The following is a 15509-nucleotide window of genomic DNA, read 5'->3' on the forward strand; positions in this document are numbered from 1 at the left end:
CGCAACCGGCCCTCCACGTCCCCCCGGTGGACGTGGAGGTCCGGGATCGGGTGCGGCGCGGTGTTCAGTGGGTCTGCACGGCTGTCGTCCTCCTGCGGCCGTTCGAGGGCCGTTATCCCCTCGGTGTGGAATCCGCAGGCAAACATGTGGATCCGTCCGGCCGCCCGCGATCCTGGAACACACTGGAAACGTCTGGATCCGCGCGGTGCGGACCCGTGAACGTCCCCGCGGAGGAACGGTGGTGAACGAAGCCCCCTGGCCGTCCGGCCAAGACGGAACGGCACTCGGACAGCGGCTGGCGGCCGAACTGGCCCGCGCCGTCGTCCAGGCCGAGAAACGGTTCGGCAGAACACTGGACCGCCGAGAACTCGCCAGACGCCTCAACGTCTCCACCAGCAGCCTGTACGCCTACCTCAACGGCACCACCCTGCCCGGCACCGGAGTCTTCGACGCGATCCTCGCCGCGCTGGGCGTCGCCGGACCCGAGGCCGGCCGGCTCGCCACCCTGCGGGACGAGGCCGACGCCGCCCGGCGACTGCGCCCCACCGCCGCCCGCACCTCTGCCCGCCACTCCTCCGCCGCGCTCGCCGTCCCCCGTCAACTTCCCCTGATACACCCCGTCTTCGTCGGCCGGGACGCCGAACTCGCCCGGCTGGAAGCGTTACAGAGCCGGTCCGAAGACTCTGCCACGGGCAGAGCCGTCGTCGCCGTCGTCGAGGGCACTGCGGGTGTCGGCAAGACCGCGCTCGCCCTGCACTGGGCGCACCGGGCGCAGGCCCGCTTCCCGGACGGCCAGCTCTACGTCAATCTGCGGGGCTTCGGCGACGAGGCGGTCATGGACCCCGGCGAGGCCCTGCACGGCTTCCTCCAGGCCCTCGGCGTCACCCCCGCCGCCGTCCCGGCCGACACCGCCGTTGCCTCCGGACTGCTGCGCACCCTGCTGGCCGGCCGCCGGGTGCTGCTGGTCCTGGACAACGCCCGCTCCACCGACCAGGTACGGCCGCTGCTGCCCACCGAATCCGGTTCCGTCGCCGTCGTCACCAGCCGCAACCGCCTCGACGGCCTGGTCGTACGCGAAGGCGCCCGGCGCATAGTCCTCGACGTGCTGCCCCGCTACGCCGCCCGCACCCTCCTGGAACGGCAGATGGGCGCCGAGCGGTTCGCCCTGGAGCCGCGCGAGGCCGACGAACTGGTCGACCTGTGCGCCCGGTTGCCGCTCGCGCTGAGCGTCGCCGCCGCCCGCACGGCCGCTGTCCCCGCCGGATCGGTCGGCGCCCTGGTCCGTGAACTGCGGTGCGCCCGAGCGCCGTTGGACCTGTTCGGGGTGCAGGACGCGGATGTCGACCTACGGACCGTCTTCCACGGTTCGTACGCGCTGCTGCCGCCGCCCGCCGCCCGCCTGTTCCGGCTCCTCGGCTGCCACCCCGGACCCGAGTTCGACGCCACGGCCTGTGCGGGCCTCATCGGGGCCACGGACCCGCCCACCGCCCTCCTCGACACTCTCACGGCCGCCCACCTCGTCCGCCAGCACACCCCCGGCCGTTACGCCCTGCACGACCTGCTTCGTCTTTACGCCGCGGAACTCCTCGACGGTGGCCCGCCGCAGGAGCGCCGGGAGGGCACCGAGCGGCTGCTGCGGCACTATCTGGACACCGCACGCCTGGCCGACCATCACCTCGAACCCTGGCGTCCGACACCCCGCGGGGCGCCGAAGCCCACCGCCGAGCAGTCGCCGATCGGCGACCACGCCGCGGCGACCGGCTGGTTCGAGGCGGAACTGTCCTCGCTGCAGGCCGTCATCGCCCAGGCCGCCGCCACCGTGGGCCTGGAACCGTACGCCTGGCGACTCGCCGATGCCTGCGCCGTCCATCTGCGCCGTTCCGGCCGCCGCGCCCAGCGGGCCGCCGTGCACGCACTGGCCCGCGACGCCGCAGGCCGGGCGGGAGACCGCGCCGCCCGCGCCACCGCGACTCGCCGGCTCGCCGACGCCCTCTCCCGTCTCAACCGCACCGGGGAGGCGCTGGACCTGCTGTACGAGACCCTGCGCACCTGCCGCGACCTGGGCGACGAGGAGGGCGTACGGGAGGTACGGCTCTCCCTGGTACGGGTGTACGACTCCTGTGGCGCCCCCCGCAGGGCGTTGCCGCACGCCCGGCTCGCCCTCGCCATGGCCGAGCGCACCGGAGACCCGCTCGCGCTCGCCGACGGCCTCACCTCCGTGGCCCAGCAGTGGGAACGGCTGGGAGAGCACACCGTCGCCCTCGACCACGCACGCCGGGCCCTGGACCTCTACACCCGGCTCGGCCACCTCGACGGACAGGCGGGCATCCTGATCGGCATGGGCCGCGCCGAACAGGGGCTCGGCCGGCCCGCCGCCGCGATCGGCCACTACGAGGTCTCCCTGGACCTCGACCGGGCCCTGGGCGACCGCTACCGCGAGGCCCACGCTCTGGAGCACCTCGGGGACGCCCACGCGGCACTCGGCCGGGGCGAGGACGCGCGTGCCCTGTGGGAGGAGGCCCTCGCGCTCTTCCAGGACCTGCACCACCCCGACACCGAGCCGGTCCGAGCCAAACTGGGCACGAAGGAAGCGGACTATCCCCCGGTGCCCGCCTCCAGCCAGCACAGCCCGTAGCCGTAGCCCACCTTCATCGCCCCGAACTCGACGTCCACCAGTCCCTGTTCGTCCGGGCGCAGCGCCGGCGTGCCCGGGTTCTGCTGGTAGATCACGGCGGGGGGCACCCCGGCCAGCCGCCACACCGTGCGCGGCGGCCTCGCCCGGTCGAAGCGGACCCGCAGCCGGAAGTGCTCGCTGCGGGTCAGCGGCACATGCACGAAGTGCGGTGCCATCGGCTGGGCCGGCGGGATCCGCAGCCGCAGTTCGTACACGTGTCGCGTCCCGGCCGTGAGCGGCGCGGGCAGCACCAGGAAGCGCTCGAAGTAGCTCTCGTACTGCGGCCCGCCGTCCTCCAGCCGTCCCCCCTGGACGACGGAGATCTCCAGGCCGTGCCCGGGCGTCGTGTCACCGGCGCGCCGGGGCACGCTGACCCCGACGGGTATCCGGGCCAGACCGTCGCAGGTCGCGACCACGATCCGGCGCTCCAGCGCCTCGGGAGTCGGGGTGTCCAGCCTGAGCCGGGTGAACACGGACTCGGTGTACCATCCGTGCGGCTCGGTGCGCTCGCAATCCGCCGGGCACTGCTCGGAGTGCACCCCGGTCGTGCCGTCCGCCGGGCCGTCCCAGGGCGGCGGGGCGATCCCGGCCGGGCCGTCCGGGCAATCGGGGTCCAGGGCCCGGCGCACCTGCGCCCAGTACTCGCCCCACCGCCGCACATCGCCCCCGCAGGCGCCGACGATCGCCAGAGTGACCGGACGGGTGGGATGGTTCTCGCCCCGCATGGCGTCGCTGACGGTCGTCCTGCCGTACCCGGTGCGACGGGCCAGCTGATCCAGTGTGAGCCCGGCCGATCCGCGCAGGTCCCGGAGCCAGTACGCGAAGAGCCGGACCGGTGACCCGTCCAGGACGATCTCCTTCTGCGGACGCCCCATCGCGCGCGACTCCCCTTCTGCACACCGGCGTTGCCGTCGATGGTCCCGCCGAGTCTCGCACACGGCCGGGCGAGTCGTCCCGTTCTCGTGGGCCTGCCCACCGGCCATCCCGGTTTTCCGGAGATCGTCCGGTTCGCCGGAGAACCGTTGAGTGCGAACTCCCGCCCTTGTTACACAGGTTGCGCCCGGCTCCGGTGCGCCCGCACCGGCCGGTTCCTGCTCTTGCGCCAGGAGAAGACCATGGCTTTGTTCCCCAGGACTCCCCGCGCCACACGGCTGCCGGACGACGTGGTGTCGCGGATGGAGCGGTTCGGCCGCTTCGAGTTCGACCCCGGCGGCACCGACATCGACGCCTCGGACGTATGGGGCGAACTCCAGGCGCCGTTCCTGCCGTTCGCGCAGTCGGACCCGGAGGGCTTCGCCCGCGCGCTGGCGGACGCCGTGCTGCCGGCCGGTGGCTTCGCCCTGTTCGGCGCCGCGCGCACGGTGTGGAACCTGGCCGGCTCCGACTTCAGCAGCCCGGCCTACGACGCCGTACGGATGGCCGCGCTGGAGTTCTTCCGGGCGAACGGGGTGCCGAGCAACCGGCTGTCCGCCGACGACTGGCGGTTCTGGCAGGAGAAGCGCTCCGAGCCCTGGCTCGTGGGCCGGCCCCGGCCGACGCCCGAGGAGGCACGGATCACGCCCCTCGCGCTGGGGGAGCTGCGCCGGATCGCGCAGATCACCGAGGCGCCGGACTCCAACGTCGTCTACGTCGCCGCCGCGCACGACAGCCGTTTCAAGGCCGTCATCGACGCGCCGACCAGCGACACCGACCCCACTCGTGGCCGCTTCGACTGGACGTCGGCGGACACCCTGCACGACCTCTACACCCGGATCGGCGAGGCGTTCCAGACGCCCGTCCACTGGGTCGCCGACGAACTGCGCCCGTTCGTACCCCTGCCTCCGTCCCGTTTCTGAAGCAACCGAGCCCCGAGGAGAAAAGACATGGCCAAGGGCCGTAGCTGCCAGGTCTGCCGGCAGCGCATGAGCGTCAAGAGCGAACAACGGCAGCCGATGGGCTCGTGGGTCGTCTACGAGTGCCGCAACCCTGCCTGCAAGAACTGGATCGACAGCGGTCAGCGCTACCGGTTCAGCGAAAAGGTCTTCGAGGACAAGTAGAGCAAGCGGAACGAGTAGGGAGAACAGCGCATGGCCAAGCCACCGGTGGAGATAACGACCCGGCTGTCGATGGCGGAGGCGGCCGACGTCTTCCGCAGGGCGATGAGAGTGAGCTGGTGGAACGAGAACATCACCGGCGCGGGCACCACCTTCGAGGAGCCCAGCGGCTCGGTCTTCGACACAGTGGCCGAGGACCGCCCCGACTTCGCCGTGATGGCGCTGCTCGGCGGACGGGGAGCGGAGATCCAGAAGTCCGCGGTGCACATGTACATGTGGGACCGGGGCGCGCACCGGGAGATCATGCTCGGCGTGGGCCGCAACCTCGGTTCCTTCGGCATCAAGGCGAACCGCAAGATCCGCCGGTACGTCGACGGGCTGGCGGAACTCGATCCGTCCATGGAGCATTCGGGCATCTGAAGGCCCCACCGACCGGCCTTCGGCCCCGAGGGCCCGACGAGCACCCGGTGCGGGGGACCGGGTGCTCGTCGCCATATGCGGACCTGGCCCGTCCGTGTGCTCAGCCGACCGCCGCGAACGCCTCCGCCGACACGTCCCGTTCGAGCATCGACCGGTGGAACGAATAGACATCGATGTGGGATACCTTCACCAGCAGGCAGTACCGGTCGACCGACGCCACCGACCGGGCCACCCGCGCGTACTCCCGCCGCAGGAAGTGGACCGCCGCCTGGTTCGCCACCGAGCTCTGCCCGCATACCAGCATGACCGGCCGGCTCGACTCCGGTGGCGTGAACTTGGCGACCACCGCGTACTCCTGGTGCCCCCGGTCGAAGTAGTAGCGCTCCCCGCCGACCACGATCGCCACCGAGTCCGGGCGGTCGCCGAACGGAGTGATCGTCACCCCGGGCAGATGGGCCGTGAGATGCCCGCCGGTCCGTGGATTGGAGCCGCCGATCGGTCCGCCGACACAGAACTCGGCACGGTCGCCGTTGCTGCCGCGCAGATCGCCGGACTCCACGCTCACCCGGCAGCCGAGTTCGCTCAGCAGGACGGTCAGTTCGACGACCGCCCGCAGATCCCGCTGCTGGGTCGTGCCCGGCTGCCCGTGCTTGGCGCCGACGACGATCACACAGTGCTCGCCCGGCCGGGTGCCGAAGAAAGCGGCCTTGCGGTAGAGCGCCCTGGTCCGCCGTCCCCGCTCCCACAACGACCCCAGACCGAGACCGACGAGGCTGGTCAGCAGACCGATCGCGACATTGGCGAGTACCGACAGCATCGGTTCGCCGTCAGGTCCGCTCGGAGGGCGCGGGCCGCGGTCCGCCGGGCGCGGGGTCCGGGTCGAGTGCGTGCACGAGGGCGACGGCACGCTCACGGTACGGCTCGGGCAGCGGTACCTTCCCGTCGTCCTCCGGCGACGTCCCGTCCTGAGCGCCCTCGATTCGGGTGACCCGGCTGCCCGACAGCTCCTCCAGCTCGCCGGTCAGCGCGTCCACCGCCACCACGTCCCCCGCGGCGACGGCCCCCGACAACTCGTCGAGCAGCTCGGCGATCTCCTCCCACCCCTGGGGCGGCAGCCGCCACTCCTCCAGCATCAGCCGCAGTGCCAGACGCGCCGCGCCGGCCGTCTCCCGGTCGATCGTGGCCGCCCTGTCCGATGTGCTCACGCCGTCGTCCTTTCGCTCACTCGTCGTCACCCGTCAGCGCCCCGTGTGGACGTACGGCGCCCATACGCGCGGCGACCCGGCATGCCGCGCCCGCAGTTCCCGTACGATCCCGTGCACGGCCCGCGCGGTGTCGGTGACGTCGAGGCCGCCGCCGTACGTCCGCAGGGCGCGGTACAGACGTTCCGTCAGCCGCACCGACACCAGATCCGTCGCCTCCCACAGCGACCCCACCACCTGCGGATACCCGGCCGTCTGGAACGCCGACGTCAGATGGACGGCCTCGTCGGGGAGGCGGTCGGTGCGGGTGGTGTGGCAGGCCAGCAGGACGGCGAGCTGGGCGTGCGGCAGATGCCTGCGGGCCACGTCCAGCACCCCGAGCCGTCCGTCGGCGAGTTCCAGATGGCTTCTGGACGGGTCCTCAGCGTCGCTGAGCCCATGACACGCGAAGTGCACGGTGGCCGCCGAGGACAGCTCGGTGAGCACCCGTCCGACCGTCGCGTCGGCGCCCTGCACGGTCCGCAGCCCGCCCAGGGTACGGGCCATCGCCGCCACCTCCGCCACGGACGCGCCCTCCCGGCCGTCGGCACCGGTGGGCCGGCGCACTGCCAGGAAGGGCCCGGCGCCCCGGCCCGCCTTCGGGGCCTGCCGGGCATGCCGCAGCGCCCTGATGCTCGGTGTGTACGAGGAGGCGACCCGGTCCAGCACAGAGCGCCCGTCCCCCCGCGAGGCCACCCGATGATGACCGGCGGCGTGCAGCGGCAGATGGGCCAGCGGCCCGGACGCCGACCACCACAGCCTGGGCGCCGCACCGTGCGGGCTGCCTTCGGGGATCGGCCGGGTCAGGCCCGCCGCCTCCAGCACGGGTTCCGCGATGGAGTCCCAGAGCCATTCGAGAGTGTCGAACACGGTCTCGGAGGCTTCTTTGCGCCGGGCGCGCGACTCGCCGGCAGCCGCGGAGACCGCCGTGAGGAACTGCCGCGCGGTGTGCGCGAGCCGCCCCTCGGTGGCATCGAGTTGCACAAGCTTGATGTCCTCGGCCGTGACGACGAGGGCATCGGAGCGCAGCCGGTCGATGTTGATGAGGACGATCGGTCCCTCCTCGGCCTCGCGCCGCATCTGCTCGGCGCTCGGCGGCAGCAGGAAGTGCTCGAACCCGTCGAGCCCCCGGATCCGGGCCAGCAGCCGCCGCCACTCCTCGGCTACCGCGTGCTGTTCCCGGATCCGCGCGGCTTCGCCGGGCCCGTCCGCCGCACCCGCCGCGTGCCGCTGCCGGCTGCCCGGTCCTCCGTCCGGCGCGCCGGACGTCTCCGTCTCCCGCAGCCGGCGGGCGAGGGCGGTGAACTCGCGGGCCGCCCGCGGGTGGACCGCGGCCAGGTCGGAGACGTCGCTGCGGGCCTGGAGGTCCTGCCCCATCAGCACCGCCCGCCCCTGCTCCAGCAGTGCCGCTGCCTGCTCCGTGCGGCCCGCGGCGAGCGCCACCGCGCACGCGGTGCGGGCCAGGCTCGTTCCGGTGAGCCGGTCCGGGAGGTCGGCCGTGCGGCGGGTGCCGGCCGGGGCCGGATGGCGGCGGCCGAGCAGTGCGGTGCGCAGAACGGCCTGGCGGTCGTCGCGGTGCAGCGCCTGGGACACCATCAGCGGCAGCGCTTCCAGCGCGGCCTCTGCGGCATCCGTCGCCAGGGCCCAGTCCCGGCGCTCCACCGCCTCGCCGAGCGCGGTCCGCGCGTTCTCGAACCGGGCCCGGGGCGGCAGCACCCGGTTGGCGGCCGGTTCCCAGGAGACGGGCTCCTCCTTGCCGTAGCGGTGCCAGGTGACGTCGTCGTGGGCGCGGCGGACCAGTTCGGCGACGGTGGCCAGGGCGGGGCGGAGCTGCTCGCGCAGTTCGGCCAGCTCGGGCGAGTACTCCGGCCGGCCCGGCAGGGCTTCGAGGCTCCGCGCCGCCAGTTCGACGAGCCGTACCGCCTCCTGGGTGCCGGTCACGTCCCGGCGCAGCAGGGAGACGGTGGCCAGGGCGTGCGCGTAGGGGATGACACAGCCGAGCCAGCTCGCCGACATCTCCGGCATCCGGGCGACCGCCCAGGCCAGCGCGTCGCAGGCCCGGGCGATCGTTGCCTCGTCCTGGTGCAGTGTCCCGTGGGCGTGCCGGTGCATCTCCACCGCGCACAGCAGATCGACGTACCGCGAACTCGTGGGCGGCAGCAGGGCCAGCTGCTCGTCCCCGCACCGCACGACCCGCTCCAGGTCCTCCAGGTCCTCGCTGAAGGTGTACTGCGCGGCCAGCAGCTGCACGAGGACGGAGGCGACGAAGCCCCGCCGCCCGTCGGGCAGCGGCCCCGCCAGCACGGCCTTCAACTGGTCCACGGCCAGGGCCAGCCGGCGCGGATCGCTGACCCCCGCGCCCAGCAGGGCGCCCCGCACGGCCACGGCCTCCGGCGGCAGCCCGTCCAGGTCGGCCGCGGAGGCCGGCTGCGCAGGCCCGGGGTCCGCGGGCGGCCCGGGCGGCCATTCGACGGTGGAGGCCCCGGTGCGGCCGGGCCCGGCGTCTGCCGAGGCGGGCCGGGGGACGCCGGTGAAGGGGGCGAAGTCCTCCGGACCGGGGCCGGGGGAACGCACGCCGGGGCGGCCCGGCGGCGCATACATCCGGACGGGCGGCAGCTGCACCCCGCTCAGCAGCGGTCCCAGCACCGGACCCACGAGCTTGAGCAGCCGGGCGCCGTTGAACGGCAGCCGCTGGAGCGTCTTCGCCATCTTGGCGCACGCGGCGCGCTTGTCCGCGATGTGCGGCAGCAGGGGGTGGTCCGGTGGCAGGTCCCGCTGGAGCGCGGCCCACAGTTCGTCCGAGCGCCGGAGGTCGGCGTGCGACCCGGTGAGAACGGCCCGCGCGCCCAGCAACGCCGGCATGTTCCCGGCGTAGATCCCGTTGTCGTCGGGCGGCGCGCAGGCCCCGAACGCCTCCAGCTGGGCGATGGCCTCGTCGACCACCTCCTCGTCCGGGTTGAGCGGCAGGGAGGCGGTGAGGGCGAGGGAGAACATCAGATGGGCCGAGGCGGCCTCGTCGTCGACCGGGCGGGTGCCGTGGCGCCGGGAGTGCTCGACCGCCCGTAGCGCCGACCGGCCGGCCCTCAGCGCCAGCCGTACACCCCGTGTGTCACTCGGCCGGTCACGGAAACGCGCCAGCGCCGCGTGGACGGCGGTGCAGCTGACGAGGCTCGCCTCCAGATGGTCGGCGGTGACGCCCGCGAACGCAGCATCGGCCCACCGTCCGGCGTCCTCCAGCGCGGACATGTCGCCCGATTCCAGGCGGAACAGCGCGGACTGCGCCAGCCGGGCCAGCAGACAGGGCCGGACCAGGTCCTCCGCCGGGAGCCCTTCGGCCAGCCGTACGGCGTGCGGATGCGACGGCCGGAGCGGCTCGAAGTGGCGGGGGGAGGGCTCCTCCGGGTAGGTCGCCGCGACCGCCACCGGATCGTCCGCCGGCCGGCCCTGGGTCTGGGCGGCGAGATGGTGGTGGACGTCGTCCGACAACCGGTGGTCCTCGAACCGCAGCGCCAGCGTGCGCTCGGCCAGCCACAGGTGCAGTACCCAGCGGGGCCGCCGTGGATCCAGCCTTTCCCCTACGTCGAGCGCGTACTCCAGAACGGCCGCCGCGGCCACCGCGCAGTCCCGGCCGCCCTCGCTCCAGGAGTCGCGCAGCAGCCCGGCCGCCGACGGCAGCCAGCTCTCTGGGTTCTCCCCGGCGCCGGCAACCCGCCCTTCGACGGCCGGTGTCCACGCCGCCTCGGAGCGCACCAGCATACGGTCCACGGCCGTTCGCATCTCTGACACGCCGCCAGTCTTCCCCGCCGCGGCCCGCTTCGGTCATCATCCGGAAATCTCCGACAAACAACTCCCGGTGCACCCGAAGCCGTTCACGGCGGCGGGCAGCGCGACGGCGGCGTCAAGTACGACGGAGGGGACATCGCCGAACTGCTGCCGGCCGCCGCACTGGTGACCACCCGGCGGCCCGAGCGCCCCACTGTGTGCCGGTCCCGCCCGCCGCCCCCGCCCTTCCCCGGCAGGAGCGGGACCCGCGGCCCACCCGCCCGCTGAAGTACGCGCCCCTCGTGGACGGGTCGGTGAACGCCTCGGCCGGGACCCTCACGCTCACCTTCGCCTCCGGACGGCACGCCGGCGCGTCCTTCCTCGTCACGTCCGGCAACCGCGCCGACGGCCCGTGGACCTACACCACCGAGGCCGGCAAGAGCGTGTCGGACACCTGGAACTCGGCGTACTCCAACGGCTCGTACGACCTGACCGTGCACGGCCCGAACGGGTTCCTGCGCGTCTTCAAGGGCCCCGGCACAGGCGCCGGCCCCGAGGTCACCGCGCGGCACGGCGGTGAGGACGTGCGGCTGACCTTCACCAACAAGGGATCGGGCACGGTGCGGTTCACGGTCACCGACGGGTACGGAGGGCACCCGAGGACCGTCACGGTCCGGCCCGGGGCCACCGTCGGGCACACGGTCGGCCTGGAGAGGAGCAAGCGCTGGTACGACCTGAGCGTCGGGTGTGACGCCGATCCGTCCTTCCTGCGCCGTTTCGCCGGGCACGTCGAGAACGGGCGGCCGGGCGTGAGCGACCCCGCGATCGCCACGGAGCGGGGACGCGGCGAAGGTGTACGCGGGGATGAAGGATCCCGTATCGAGGGGGCTGGCCAGATACCGATGTGCTCGCGGTAGTGTGCCCCGGTGACCACGCAATCGAACACTCCTGCAGGCTGGTACCCGGATCCGCATGGCGCGCCCCGTACACTCCGCTATTGGGACGGCGTGCAGTGGACCCAGCACACCAGCCCGGACCAGCAGGGAGCGGCTCAGGCCCCGCAGGCCCACGGCCATGCGGCGGTTCCGCAGCAGCCAGCCGGTGCCGACCCGCGCGTGCAGCGTCAGGTGCAGCAGGAGGCCGGGATCGCCCCGAGCGGTCCCGGCGGCGGAACCCTGTTCACGGAGCCGGTCCTGGTGGTGAACCAGAAGGCCAAGCTGATCGAGCTGACCAACGAGTACAAGGTCATGGATCAGAACGGCAACCAGCTCGGCTCGGTCGTCGAGGTCGGACAGAGCGCGCTGAAGAAGGTGCTGCGCTTCGTCTCCAGCCTCGACCAGTTCATGACGCACAAGCTGGAGATCCGTGATGCCTACGGACAGCCGCAGTTGGTGCTGACCCGACCCGCGAAGTTCCTCAAGTCGCGGGTCGTCGTGGAGCGCCCGGACGGGCAGCCCGTGGGCGAGATCGTCCAGCAGAACATGATCGGCAAGATCAACTTCGCCATGAACGCGAACGGCCGGCAGGTCGGTGCGATCAAGGCGGAGAACTGGCGTGCCTGGAACTTCGCGATCGTCGACCACGCGGACAACGAGGTCGCCCGGATCACCAAGACCTGGGAAGGTCTGGCGAAGACGATGTTCACGACCGCGGACAACTACGTCCTGCAGATCCACTACCAGCTGCCCGAGCCGCTGCTGAGTCTCGTCGTGGCGACGGCGCTCACCGTGGACACGGCGCTCAAGCAGGACTCCCGGGGCCTTGGCTGAGCCTCGGGGACGAAACAGGCCGGCGGCCGGCGCGTGCGTGAGCACGTGTCGGCCGCCGTGCGTTCACCGCGCGGTGAGGCGTTGCGATGCCGGCGTCGTCTGCGGGGGAAGCAACGGCAGTTCGTGGAAAGCGGGCCCCGCCTCCGGGTCGGGCACCGCCGCGACCGGACGGCCGCCGTCCGCGGCCGACGGCTCCGGCGCCGACCGCGACAGCGTCACCACGCCCGACGACGCCAGCAGCGCCCCCGCCGCGGTCAGCAACAGCCCCGCCGCGCCGCCCTGGAGACGTTCGCCCAGGAGGGACAGGCCGATCACCGCCGCCGCGACCGGGTTGGCGAGGGTCACCACCGCGAGCGGGGCGCCGAGACCGCCCCGGTAGGCCGTCTGCGCCAGCAGCAGGCCGCCCGTCGCGAACGCCGCGACCAGCAGGGCCACGACGAGGACTTCAGCGCCGAGCACCGGTTCCGAGCGGTCGGTCGCCGCCACCGTCACGGTCTGCGTGAGCGCCGAGGCGACACCGGAGGCGAACCCGGAGGCGGTCGCGTGCCGCAGCCCGGGCCGGGCTCCGGGCCGGCACAGCACGCCGATCAGCGCGGCGGTCGCGCCCGCCACGGCCAGCGCCTCCGGCAGGCTGAGCAGATCGTCGGGCTCCGGCCCGGACGCCGTCACCAGCAGGGCACCCAGGCCGATCAGCGTGAGTGCGGTGCCCCGCCACTCCACCGCGCCGACCCGGCGGCCCGCCGCCCGCGCCCCGAGCGGCACCGCGGCCACCAGGGTGAGCGCGCCCAGCGGCTGTACGAGGGTCAGCGGACCGAACTTCAGGGCGGCGACGTGCAGCGCCGCGGCGGAGGCGTTCAGGACGACCGACCACCACCAGGCGCCGCGCGTGAGCAGCCGCAGCACACCGGTGCCGGAGGCACGGAAGGCCAGCCGCTCCTGGGCCACCGCGGCGGCCGCGTACGCGACGGCGGAGAACAGGGACAGGACGACGGCGAGCAGCGTGCCGTTCACCGGCCGGCTCCGACCAGGCCGGGGCCGCCGTCTGCCGTCACGGGTCCGGCGGGGGCGGATGACGGCACCGGATCCCGCACCGCGTCCGGCTCCGCCTCCCGGGGCGCGGCGGCAGGCCGGTGCGGTACCGGCGACGGTACGCGGACCACCGCCAGCGCGATGCCGAGCAGGACGGCCGCCACGGCCGCGTCCAGCCAGTAGTGGTTCGCGGTGCCGACGATCACGACCAGGGTCAGCAGCGGATGCAGCAGCCACAGCGGGCGCCAGCGGGACCGGGTCGTCGCGATCAGGCCGACGGCGATCATCAGCGCCCAGCCGAAGTGCAGTGACGGCATGGCGGCGAACTGGTTCGCCAGCGAGTCGGTGTCGGGCTCGGCGCCGTACACCGTGGGCCCGTACATCTGTCCGGTGTCCACCAGGTGGGCCACGTCGAGCATGCGCGGCGGGGCGAGCGGAAACGTCAGGTGCAGCGCCAGCGCGGCGCCGGTGACCAGGGCCAGGACCCGGCGGGCCCACAGATAGTGTCCCGGCCGCCGTATGTACAGCCAGACCAGGAAGGCCCCGGTGGCGGCGAAGTGGACGGCCACGTAGTAGACGTTCGCGGGGCGGACCAGCGCGTCGCCGTGCAGCAGTGCGGACTGCACGGCGCCCTCGCCCGGCAGATGGAGGGAGCGTTCCCAGCCCCAGACCCGGTGCGCGTTGCGGAACGCCTCGGCGGTGTGGCCGTCGGCGAGCACCCGGCCGGTCTTGTAGACCAGGAAGAGCCCTGCCACCAGCAGGACCTCGCGGACCAGGGGCGGCCGGCGTGCCGTGGCCGTCCCCGTCTCAGGCTCGGTGCGGGAATCCATCCCCCGGCCCCTTCGCTGACGTGCGTGCATGGGGTGGTGCGTGGTGAGCCCAGGAGGGGACCCACTGGACAAAGGAGTGGGTCCTGTCCAAGGCTCATCGATACGCCAGTGTACCGATACGCTTGCGTACCGGTACACTGGCGTATCGTTACACTGCTGTGAAGCGGCCCGCCCGGCCGGTGTCACGACCGAGGAGCAGCGCCATGACGTCGCAGGCGGCGGACGGACCGGAGACGGTCACCGGCTCGCGCCGCTCCAAGCTCACGCCCGAGCGGGAGCGGGAGTTCTTCGACACCGTGCTCGAACGGATCCGCGAATGCGGCTACGAGGCGGTCACCATGGAGGGCATCGCCGCCAGCACCCGGTGCAGCAAGTCGACGCTGTACCGCCAGTGGAAGACGAAGCCCCAGTTCGTGGCGGCCGCCCTCAGGAGCAGCCGCTGTTCATGGTTCGAGGGTGTCGACACCGGCTCGCTCGCCGGGGACCTGCGCGCCGCGGCGTGCGCGGCCGCCGAGTGGTCCGGGCGCGACACCAAGCTGGTCCAGGCCCTCGGCCATGCCGCGATGCAGGACGAGGAGCTCGCCCGGGCGCTGCGCGAAGCCGTCGTGGAGCCCGAGGTGAAGGCCCTGCAGGAGATCGTCCGCCGCGGGGTGGAGCGCGGTGAGGTGCCCGCCGACCACCCGGCCCTGGAGTACGTCCCCGCGCAACTGCTGGGGGTTCTGCGGGTCCGCCCGCTCCTGGAGGGGCGCTACGCGGACGAGGACTACCTCCGGCGCTTCGTCGAGGCGGTGCTGCTCCCGGAGCTGGGACTGACATGAGACCGGGGCCGCCGTCCGAGGGATGACCGGACGGCGGCCCACTCGCGCCGCACCGTGGGGACGGGGGCGGCGCACCCCGGCCGGGCGGGGTTCCCCAGGAGCGGAGGGGAACCCCGCCCGGCCGCATCATGTCCGGTCCCGCCGCAGCGGGCCGCATCATGCCCGTCCGCGGCCGCCGCGGCGGCTCACACGTCCTGGCCGTTGCCGCCCGCCGACGCCTTGATGCCCTTGGTGATCTGGTCCAGCAGGGACTGCCGGGGCGCGCCGGGCCCGATGTCGATGGCGAAGCGGACGACGACGAGCCGCTGGGAGCCGGCGGGCGAGGGGAAGACCAGCGACTCGACACAGCCGTCCGCGCCCTTGCTGGTGACCGCCTTCCAGCGGACCATGTAGCCCTGCTGCCCGGCCACGGTCACGGCCCGGGAGGCCAGCACCTCGTGCGAAGTGATCCTTCCGTAGGAGGTTCCGCCGTACGACTCCTCGGCGTTCTTTGCGATGTCCTCCTCGGCCGCCGCCTTCGGCGTGGAGGCCGTCAACCCCTGTGCCCGGGCGGGCGCCGAGTACGCCCCGCCGGTGCTGCAGACCTTCGAGGTGTCTCCGGGGCACTTGTACGTGTCCTTCGACGTGATCTGCGCCCCCACCCGGATGGTCGTGCCGCTCCAGCCGTCCGGCACGGGGATGCTGATGCCGTCGACCGGGTCGGCGACGTACCCGTCCTCGGCCCGCGGCTGCCCGGAGCCGCCCGGCCAGGGAGCCTGGCCGCCGCCGCCCGAGTCCCCGTCCCCGTCCGGACCGCCGGGCCCGCCCCGTCCGCCGAAGGGGCCGCCCCGGCCCCCCTGGCCACCCTGCCCCTCGGGACCGCCGAACCCGCCCAGGCCCCCCGGCCCTTGGGAGCCGGCGGAGCCCCGGCCGTCGTGCGCGGTCAGCGCGTAG

At 73.5% G+C, this 15509-nt stretch carries 13 protein-coding genes and 1 pseudogene; 7 read left to right on the forward strand and 7 right to left on the reverse strand.

Annotated features, from left to right (window positions below; all coding sequences use genetic code 11):
• Nucleotides 1-241: 241 nt before the first annotated feature.
• Nucleotides 242-2635 (forward strand): ATP-binding protein, encoded by a 2394-nt coding sequence (locus tag ACFSL4_RS20845; RefSeq protein WP_381084926.1) that lies wholly within the window; start codon nucleotides 242-244, stop codon nucleotides 2633-2635.
• Here the strand turns inward: ACFSL4_RS20845 and ACFSL4_RS20850 are convergent.
• Nucleotides 2596-3549, reverse strand: coding sequence for a helix-turn-helix domain-containing protein (locus ACFSL4_RS20850; RefSeq protein WP_381084929.1), 954 nt, complete (start codon nucleotides 3547-3549; stop codon nucleotides 2596-2598). The two genes, ACFSL4_RS20845 and ACFSL4_RS20850, sit on opposite strands and share 40 nt — an antisense overlap.
• A gap of 240 nt (nucleotides 3550-3789) precedes the next feature.
• On the opposite strand from ACFSL4_RS20850, the gene ACFSL4_RS20855 reads away from it, so the two are divergent.
• The 3 genes from ACFSL4_RS20855 to ACFSL4_RS20865 are packed head-to-tail and all read left to right on the forward strand — an operon-like array spanning nucleotide 3790 to nucleotide 5127.
• Nucleotides 3790-4509: a hypothetical protein gene (locus ACFSL4_RS20855; protein WP_381084931.1), complete on the forward strand. Its 720-nt coding sequence runs from the start codon at nucleotides 3790-3792 to the stop codon at nucleotides 4507-4509.
• Between the two features lie 27 nt (nucleotides 4510-4536).
• On the forward strand, nucleotides 4537-4710 hold the full coding sequence (locus tag ACFSL4_RS20860) for a hypothetical protein (RefSeq protein WP_381084933.1): 174 nt from the start codon (nucleotides 4537-4539) through the stop codon (nucleotides 4708-4710).
• 30 nt (nucleotides 4711-4740) lie between these two features.
• Entirely contained in the window at nucleotides 4741-5127 is a 387-nt protein-coding gene (locus tag ACFSL4_RS20865) for a hypothetical protein (protein ID WP_381084935.1), read from the forward strand.
• Between the two features lie 100 nt (nucleotides 5128-5227).
• Here the strand turns inward: ACFSL4_RS20865 and ACFSL4_RS20870 are convergent, their stop codons facing one another.
• Genes ACFSL4_RS20870 through ACFSL4_RS20880 form a run of 3 tightly spaced genes read right to left on the reverse strand, consistent with a single transcriptional unit; the run spans nucleotide 5228 to nucleotide 10145 of the window.
• Nucleotides 5228-5944, reverse strand: coding sequence for a hypothetical protein (locus ACFSL4_RS20870; RefSeq protein WP_381084938.1), 717 nt, complete (start codon nucleotides 5942-5944; stop codon nucleotides 5228-5230).
• A gap of 10 nt (nucleotides 5945-5954) precedes the next feature.
• Nucleotides 5955-6332 carry a CATRA system-associated protein gene (locus tag ACFSL4_RS20875; RefSeq protein ID WP_381084941.1) on the reverse strand — a complete coding sequence of 126 codons (378 nt, stop codon included), beginning with the start codon at nucleotides 6330-6332 and terminating at the stop codon, nucleotides 5955-5957.
• A gap of 33 nt (nucleotides 6333-6365) precedes the next feature.
• Complete coding sequence (locus tag ACFSL4_RS20880) at nucleotides 6366-10145, reverse strand: CHAT domain-containing protein (RefSeq protein WP_381085013.1); 3780 nt, start codon at nucleotides 10143-10145, stop codon at nucleotides 6366-6368.
• A gap of 188 nt (nucleotides 10146-10333) precedes the next feature.
• Between ACFSL4_RS20880 and ACFSL4_RS20885 the strand changes: the two are divergent.
• Together ACFSL4_RS20885 and ACFSL4_RS20890 are read left to right on the forward strand one after the other, a co-directional pair.
• Nucleotides 10334-10963, forward strand: a pseudogene (locus ACFSL4_RS20885) (phospholipase domain-containing protein); the annotation flags it as partial.
• A 93-nt stretch (nucleotides 10964-11056) separates the two neighbouring features.
• Complete coding sequence (locus tag ACFSL4_RS20890) at nucleotides 11057-11899, forward strand: LURP-one-related family protein (protein WP_381084944.1); 843 nt, start codon at nucleotides 11057-11059, stop codon at nucleotides 11897-11899.
• A gap of 63 nt (nucleotides 11900-11962) precedes the next feature.
• On the opposite strand, the gene ACFSL4_RS20895 is transcribed toward ACFSL4_RS20890, so the two are convergent.
• Together ACFSL4_RS20895 and ACFSL4_RS20900 are read right to left on the reverse strand one after the other, a co-directional pair.
• A complete protein-coding gene (locus tag ACFSL4_RS20895) occupies nucleotides 11963-12910 on the reverse strand; it encodes a DMT family transporter (RefSeq protein WP_381084947.1) in 948 nt (315 codons plus the stop codon).
• The gene (locus tag ACFSL4_RS20900; protein ID WP_381084950.1) at nucleotides 12907-13758 is read right to left on the reverse strand and encodes a phosphatase PAP2 family protein; all 852 of its coding nucleotides are present in this window, start codon (nucleotides 13756-13758) and stop codon (nucleotides 12907-12909) included. The genes ACFSL4_RS20895 and ACFSL4_RS20900 overlap by 4 nt, the downstream gene beginning before the upstream one ends.
• Nucleotides 13759-13961: 203 nt before the next feature.
• On the opposite strand from ACFSL4_RS20900, the gene ACFSL4_RS20905 reads away from it, so the two are divergent.
• Complete coding sequence (locus ACFSL4_RS20905; protein ID WP_381084953.1) at nucleotides 13962-14576, forward strand: TetR/AcrR family transcriptional regulator; 615 nt, start codon at nucleotides 13962-13964, stop codon at nucleotides 14574-14576.
• Nucleotides 14577-14761: 185 nt separating this feature from the next.
• Here ACFSL4_RS20905 and ACFSL4_RS20910 read toward each other — a convergent pair.
• A partial coding sequence (locus tag ACFSL4_RS20910; protein WP_381084956.1) for a hypothetical protein occupies nucleotides 14762-15509 on the reverse strand: 748 nt, incomplete at its 5' end.

Origin of the sequence: Streptomyces caeni, from assembly GCF_042678285.1 — a bacterium.
Taxonomy (GTDB): domain Bacteria; phylum Actinomycetota; class Actinomycetes; order Streptomycetales; family Streptomycetaceae; genus Streptomyces; species Streptomyces caeni.